Genomic DNA, 5,740 nt, shown 5'->3' on the forward strand with positions numbered 1-5,740 from the left:
CTTCAATGGAACTCCCCGGTGGTGGTGGCGATTGGTTGGCACCTTCACCGTCACCATCGGGGCCCACAGTTCCTGATCGACACGACGAACACAGGGTGGGGACTTTTATCTGGCCACCAGCGGGGACCTCTACTTGGCCACCAGCGGGTACTTTTTCATGGCCACGGACAGCTGCTGCCGTCGGTGAGGATGACCTGTGCCTGGTATGCGGTGGCGGACATAGATCCGATTCTGGGCATCTGGAAGTCGCGCTGTAGTGGACCGGACACGGTGCCGAAGGTGAATGCATACGGGTACCAGTGTTGGTCGCGAAGCATGAGCGCTACCGGCCACAGGTGGATGGCTTCGGGGATGAAGTAGGCCCCTGGCAGAAAACCGTTGTAAGGCAGCGCAAGCGGATAACCTTGCAGAGGCGACATCAGCTGGCCGTTTTCGACTCGGTACCAGCGCCAGCCGTGGGTGACGTTTCGCCAATCTGGCGGATAGTGGCACCCGCCGATCGGCGACGTGTGGGGGATCAACGCGGCCCGCACCACAACACCGCTACCTTCGGCCCACGCGCACGTTGTTTTCACACGGCGGTGTCTTGCCCTTGTACATGCCGCCTTCGGACGGTGGAGCATTTTCGAGGCCCTTCGGTACCAGGCCCGCGCCCCAGCTGTATTCGGACGCATCAGAGTCAAGTGCTTTCAGATCCACGGCATGCATCGGGTTGGAGTGACTTCCCAGGCCGGAGGTGTTTGCTCCGGTTCTAGACATCTTGAGCTCCTGCCTGCACATGAGAGACCGACTGGGACGCATTGGCTTGCGCAACCGAGCCGGCCAGGGGTGCGCAAGCTATGGCAACGGCAACTAGCACCTCAGAAAGGTTGCCCGCCAGCCATTCTGACGCGGTCATCGAGGGATCACCGGGATGTCGTAGTCGCCGCTTGCCTTGATCTGTGTTACGCAGGCTTGGCCGCGACGGCGAACACCCACACCGAAAGCGCGGGTGAAAAAGGCATCCTGAAGCGGATAGCCCGGTTGAAAACCGGGAATTGTTCGCAGGCCTTGATATTGGCGCTGCGGGTGTTCGCGAAAGCCGATCAAGTTATCGGAACTGTTAGCTCCGTAGGTGGCGACAACGGCGAAGTAGTCTTCTGGAATGAAATCGCTTTGGATAATCCATGTTTGGCCGTAGGATCCTTGAACTTTCAAGCCGTTGAAAGACTCTGGCGCGACCTGGCCGACGATATTCTCGGGCTGCAGGTAGGCGGGAGCGCCAGCACTGGGGATATAGTCGTGACGCGCCACGATGTCAGGCGCGCTTTCCACGCCAGCTTTCCATTGGCTGACTACCTCCGCTTGAGCCGGATTCATCAGTGCCAAAAGCCTTGAATTGGGCTCAGTTCCGTAGCCATGCTCGGTCACGTTGCGGACGGCGAACTCAAGGTCTCCCGAATCGATAGTCTCGCTTTGAGAGACCAGAAAATGCTGATGCCCGGTGTCGAACTCCTTGCCTAGGTAGGCCGGAGGACGCATCGCGTCACCATTGAAAAGCCCGTAAACCGGATGCCCCCACTCGTTTTCGCCCTGTGTCGGGTCAAACAAACGCTGAAGAATAGTGCCGGTAGTAAGCTTGTTGTCTGCTTCAAGTGCGTAGTTGGCCACAGCGCGCACTTGTTCAGCAGTACTGTCCCGCAGGAACTTCCACGTCCAGCGCGATGCCTTGTCGTAGTCCTTGAACGTGTATCCCATGAGGTGGTAGTCACTGGGAGGCCGCAAAGCCTCCGGCTCGCCGTACTCGGAAGCCTCTTCAAAGCTATCTACGCTACGGCTTTGAGGGATGGCATCGGCGGTGTTGGTGGTGTTGAACGTCAACAGGTTGGTCAGAGCGCTACGTTCGGCGTTCCATGCCTTGACGACTGCGGCTACTTCCTGCCAAATCACTTGTAGGTCAACGCCGTCCGCGGTGGTATTGACCAGGATATCGCCTTCAGTCTGGTATCCGCCTTCCGCACCAAACGGCGGCAGACGCAAGATTGACTGCAAGGCAAAGGGGTTGGGGCGAGGGTGTGTGGTGATGGTCATTTCGTGGTCTCCGTGTAGCTATCCGTTTCAGACCGACATACCTTGCGGACCGTCGGACTGAAAGGTGAGCCAGCCCGCAAGGTAGCGGTTCGGTACTAACCAGACCCGGTAATTCGAGTCGGTTCGTTCACCTAGGGGAGACTTACACGGCGGACCCGATGCCCTTGAAAAGCGTTATACCCGATCATGTGTCGGCGCGCAGCAAATGATCGCGGCGCGGACAAGCGGGCTGGAGTGGGCTAGCATGGGCATCGACGGGCCATGCCCACACTGCATTTCGGAAAGCAGATTCAGAGAGCGCAATACCACCATGACACGAACCGCGTCTTTCGCGCAGTACCTCGACTTGCAAGAGGCCACGCGATACCTAAACTCCCTTGGCTTCACAGCAGCCACCGTTGAAACTGTCAAGTATCACGCGTACTACACCGGCAAGCTGCCTCGACCGAAGATCGTTGGGCGCAAAGCCTATTGGAGTCGAAACGCCCTCGACGCTTTGGTCGAGTCACTGTGAGCTTACCCAGCAAAAAGGAAAACGAGAGGAAAGAAATGTCTCAATTCAATGAAACATGGCAAAGAATCGCCGATGCCAACACGGCGGCGGGTGTGGATACCGATTGGACGGTGGCCGAACGTGACCAAATGGAAGCCTTTGCCGATGACCTGAATCGAGACCTTGAGCTGTATCCGGTGATCCACGCCTGGCGCACAAACGATGGCTCCCAGCTCCAGTTTTGGTGCCAATACTGCAAGGACCACCACTTTCACGGGCGACACCTTGGCCCAGCGCGCATCGAGTCGATCAAGCGTTGGGACGCTGAGAGAAACTGGGTTCCACGCGCCGATGCTGTAGTGCCGTTACCGTTGTGGCAGCGTCACCTACAGCAATCCGCTGATTGCACGTTCAACGACACCGTGCTGGGCGGTCGAGGTTTTTGCACGTGTCCTGCGGGCAGTGGCGACGGGCATCGTGCCTCGCATTGCTGGAACAGGGAAGGTGCCTACTGCGCGCACGGCTACATCCTCTACGAGGTCGAGCCCAACGACGGCAGAGCGCTGCAAAAGCCGAAACGGACGCGGCGAGCGAGATAGGCCCGCCACCCGTGGCACGCTTCTCGAGGGAAATATTGCGCCTGCATCAACAGGGTTTGTGCACCGCAGCCATCAGCATGCACCTTGGTGTGCCCAGTGACTTCGTGCGCACGGTGGTACGCGAGGAATCAATGTCAGTGGCAGCACGGCGGTCACGAGCCGAAGCGAAAAAGGCAGAAGCTTTGCGGCTGCTGGCCGAGGCTGAGTCAGTGCTGGGGCGCTGACGTGTCCGGGTCGTTTCCGGACACCACCGGCCGGGACACCTTCGATGCGGCTGTGATGTATGCCGCCCATGGTGTCCCGGTGGCTCCGTTTGACCCGTCTAAGGGCAAGGGCAAAAGCTGCTGGAACCTGGTCAGTTATCGAGACATCACAACTGACGCGGTTCAGCTACAGCGGTGGAGAGAGCAGTTCGGAGAGTTCACGGCTCTGGCCACCTGCCCTGGCCAGTTCGGCTGCGTGGTGATCGACGTTGATCGACCCACCCTCACTCCCCGCCACCTGCGCCCGCATCTAGCAACTGCGGTGTATGTCAACACCCGACCGCAGGAAAGCCCAAACAGGGGCCACTATTGGTTTTCGCTTCCCCCCGGCCTGCGGTTGGGCAACCCGACGCTACCTTTCGGCGAGGTCCGCTGCATGGGCGGTGGGGTGGTGCTGCCTCCCTATGGGAATCGCCGCGTTATACGGGCAGGAGCACCGCCGGCTGCACCAGCTGAACTGATCGACTATCTAGCAACACATAGCGTTCAGGCAGGGGCCGGGGTGGTGGGTGGCGGCAGCAGGACCACCGTCGGCCAGTTCTGCCGTGAACACACCGGCAACACCAGGCCCCACAAAATCGCCGCCTTGCTCAAGCTGCACGCGGTGTTGCTTAACCGCGGACGCAGCCCGCATGACGCGATGCGGGAAGCGCTAAAGGTAGGCCTTGGCGAGGCCCGCATCGGCTATGTCCCCGCCCGCCAAGTCATACGGACCCTTCGGGAACACTGGGATAGAGATCGCGGCGAGTTTTCTCGCCTTGTGCAATGGGCCATCGATGTGGCGGAGAACAGCAGCGCGCAGCATCTGCAGCTGAAAAGTGACCGCTGCCCCGGCACCGACTCCAGAGAGTACGCGTAGCCCGTTTGCAGCATTAGAGCCCCGGAACGGTCAATTGCGGTATTTCAGACGCTCTATCGCGGCATTCCCAGTACAGGAAACTAGAAAGCTTTCGGTTATTAGAGCACGGCTAATGACCACTCTCAGCCAATGCGGTGCCGTATTACGCTGTGCCCCAATAGCTTCCGACGTCTAACTGGTGCTTCGCGCGCGTTTGTCCGCTAACGTCTGACTTACCACAGGGTTCGCGGGCAACCGGCCCGACTTGGCAGATCAGAGGAGAGTAGGAATGACTGCGCCAGCACAGCAGTTCTATGACCGCGCGGAAGTAGTTGCCATTGCACAGGCACGCGGGTTGAAGCACATCACCGAAAAGTCCGTCATCACGGCAGCTTACGAGGGCAGAAAGCCCCTGAAGCGCACCAAGGTCAACGGTCGTGTCTACTACGCACACAAGGACGTTGAAGCGTGGCTTGCCGGAGATCGGGTAGAGGGCTAATTGCTATGACCAGTCGCAACAACACGAACAACATTCTCCCCATGCGGTCCGATTGCATTGTGAACGGACAGGAGTGGGACGAATACCGTCGCCGTTGGGCCGTCGCGCTGTGGAACGCAGTCGAGCTCGGCGACTGCAGCCAAGTCAGCGATGTGCTTCGGGCAATCGCGGCAACCGAGCACGCCACAGACATTGTGATTGCCTACTTATGGATGTATGACGAGGATAACCCGCTCGCGACCGAACGCACTTAATGTACGTCAACCAAAGGCGGTGAAGCCTCGACAACGAAATAACGTGCCCCGCCTCAATTTTGGGACAGAGAAGCGGGGCACGTCGTGAAAGTGAATGACAGTGAATGTAGCAGAGGGCAATCCGAGTGTCGACCCGATCATCGCCGAAAAGCACAGCGCAGGACAGGTGCGGATGGCCGTGGCACTTCGCAAGGTCTACGCGGGCAAGCTGATCTATGTTCCCGGCGTTGGCTGGCACTACTGGGACTTGATTCGGTGGCGAGTGGACTCACTCAACAAATCAACCCAGTTCGTTCTGAAGACGCTGGACCGCGCGATGACGATATCGGCCCGGAAGGCAAGAGAAGCTGCGCTACTCAAGGGTTCCGACAAAGCGGAAAGCGACCGGCTTAAGGCATACGCGGACAAGCTGAAGAAAGACGCTGGCAGCTGCCAAAGCGCCGCCGGTATCCGCGGAGTCAAGGAAATCGCGCAGTCTTGGCCTGAGTTCGCCACCGAGCCTCGGGCTTTAGACGCCGACCCGTACATCATCAATCTGCAAAACTGCACGCTCGACCTTCGCAGCGAGGAGTGCCGGACGCACAACCCGGCGGACCTAATCACCAAGGTGTGCAACGCAACCTTTGAACCAGAGGAGTTTCAGGACTTGGGTCTGCTGCACGGATAGGTGACAACTGAGATGGCTTGCCCAACGTGGGCGGGCTGGAAGGATGTCACCATGGCA

7 protein-coding genes are annotated in these 5,740 nt (G+C 59.0%); 5 read left to right on the forward strand and 2 right to left on the reverse strand.

Annotated elements, in window-relative coordinates:
* Positions 1-155: 155 nt before the first annotated feature.
* The gene (locus AWC25_RS03865) at positions 156-536 is read right to left on the reverse strand and encodes a hypothetical protein (RefSeq protein ID WP_085166376.1); all 381 of its coding nucleotides are present in this window, start codon (positions 534-536) and stop codon (positions 156-158) included.
* Between the two features lie 358 nt (positions 537-894).
* On the reverse strand, positions 895-2,070 hold the full coding sequence (locus tag AWC25_RS03870) for a hypothetical protein (protein ID WP_085166377.1): 1,176 nt from the start codon (positions 2,068-2,070) through the stop codon (positions 895-897).
* A gap of 510 nt (positions 2,071-2,580) precedes the next feature.
* On the opposite strand from AWC25_RS03870, the gene AWC25_RS26380 reads away from it, so the two are divergent.
* The 5 genes from AWC25_RS26380 to AWC25_RS03900 all read left to right on the forward strand — a co-directional run bounded on the left by AWC25_RS26380 (position 2,581) and on the right by AWC25_RS03900 (position 5,683).
* Entirely contained in the window at positions 2,581-3,162 is a 582-nt protein-coding gene (locus AWC25_RS26380; RefSeq protein ID WP_142278680.1) for a hypothetical protein, read from the forward strand.
* Positions 3,163-3,387: 225 nt separating this feature from the next.
* Entirely contained in the window at positions 3,388-4,284 is an 897-nt protein-coding gene (locus tag AWC25_RS03885; RefSeq protein ID WP_085166379.1) for a bifunctional DNA primase/polymerase, read from the forward strand.
* Positions 4,285-4,552: 268 nt separating this feature from the next.
* Positions 4,553-4,762, forward strand: coding sequence for a hypothetical protein (locus AWC25_RS03890; RefSeq protein ID WP_085166380.1), 210 nt, complete (start codon positions 4,553-4,555; stop codon positions 4,760-4,762).
* A 5-nt stretch (positions 4,763-4,767) separates the two neighbouring features.
* Complete coding sequence (locus tag AWC25_RS03895) at positions 4,768-5,016, forward strand: hypothetical protein (protein ID WP_085166381.1); 249 nt, start codon at positions 4,768-4,770, stop codon at positions 5,014-5,016.
* A 100-nt stretch (positions 5,017-5,116) separates the two neighbouring features.
* Positions 5,117-5,683, forward strand: a complete 567-nt coding sequence (locus AWC25_RS03900) for a hypothetical protein (RefSeq protein WP_158089723.1) — start codon at positions 5,117-5,119, stop codon at positions 5,681-5,683.
* Positions 5,684-5,740 lie beyond the last annotated feature (57 nt).

It is taken from the genome of Mycobacterium sherrisii (assembly GCF_002102355.1).
GTDB lineage: Bacteria > Actinomycetota > Actinomycetes > Mycobacteriales > Mycobacteriaceae > Mycobacterium > Mycobacterium sherrisii.